The following is a 452-nucleotide window of genomic DNA, read 5'->3' on the forward strand; positions in this document are numbered from 1 at the left end:
AACATGGGATATCCGGCTCTTTCACCGGTAGAAAATACACACATCCCATGCATGGCAAAATCCATCCCCAGGAATTTTTCCGCCTGTCTTTTCTCCGCTGTTTGGTTTTCACAGTCGAACAGCAGGCTGGCAAAATATTTTCCGGACGGTTCCCTGCTCACAGTCACTGATTTCAGCTTCCATCCCTCCGGGATCATACGGTGGAGTTTTATTTTTACCGGCTGCATCTTTGGCAGTTTCAGGAACCTGTCCTGCAGACAGATATTCCCATTTACCATATTCGTTGTATAGGATTTCCGCGAATGTTTTTTTGATTTATAATGCGGAAATCCCACTCCCGGTTCCCGGAAAAATTTCCGGAAAGCCCCTTCCAGATTTAACTGTACATTCGCCAGCGCAAGAGAATCTACCTCTTTCAGCCATGGATATTCTTTTTTATATCCGGCCGGCGT

At 46.0% G+C, this 452-nt stretch carries 1 protein-coding gene; it reads right to left on the reverse strand.

The annotated features are described in order from the left end of the window. Nucleotides 1-452, reverse strand: a 452-nt coding sequence (locus LJE09_RS17480; RefSeq protein WP_306797822.1) for an RNA-guided endonuclease InsQ/TnpB family protein, incomplete at both ends; no start/stop codon positions are given.

This window comes from Blautia sp. DFI.3.45 (assembly GCF_020593505.1).
GTDB classification, from domain to species: Bacteria; Bacillota; Clostridia; order Lachnospirales; family Lachnospiraceae; genus Blautia_A; species Blautia_A wexlerae.